This is a genomic window from Vibrio sp. 10N.261.46.A3, from assembly GCF_041472995.1.
Lineage (GTDB): Bacteria > Pseudomonadota > Gammaproteobacteria > Enterobacterales > Vibrionaceae > Vibrio > Vibrio coralliirubri.
This window is the reverse complement of sequence record NZ_JBFRRH010000108.1, coordinates 1-563: the sequence shown is the minus strand read 5'-3', so window position 1 is coordinate 563 and position 563 is coordinate 1. Positions and strand designations below refer to the sequence as shown.

Annotated in this window: 1 protein-coding gene; it reads right to left on the bottom strand. The window is 46.9% G+C overall.

Features of this window, described 5'->3' with window-relative positions:
* Nucleotide 1: 1 nt before the first annotated feature.
* Nucleotides 2-563 (bottom strand): transposase (locus tag AB4484_RS21995; protein ID WP_372080428.1); only part of this gene is annotated, 562 nt, incomplete at its 5' end.

Genomic DNA, 563 nt, shown 5'->3' with positions numbered 1-563 from the left:
ATTAAGCAGCTTCTCTTTCTGGATTTAGGTGAACGTCACCAACAGGCGCACAGTTCCTGATATCACCAGACCACCGCTCAGGCTTTCGCTGTTTTGCAGCAAGCAATACCTCTACACGACGCTTCAAGATCTCTTTATCTTTTCCATTGTGACGCTCTGAAGGCGTGACGTAATTCAGCTTGCTGTGCTTGTGCTCGGTGTTGTACCAGCGTACGAAGGATTCAACCCAACGTCGACTACTGTCGATTGCTTCAAAGCCCTTTGTTGGCCAGCTTGGCATGTACTTTACCGTGCGGAATAATGACTCTACATACGGGTTATCATCACTGACTCTTGGGCGACTATACGATGAAGTAATACCTAACTCTTCCATTTTGGCTTTGAACGTCAACGACTTCATCGGCGCACCATTATCTGAGTGAAGAACCAGCGCTTGATTGAAGCACTGCTCTCGCATCAACGTTCGTTGCAGAAGTTCTGACGCCAGCTCACCGCATTCATGCTCATACACCTCATAACCAACAATTTTTCGACTGTAGATGTCCTCAATGACATACAGGTAA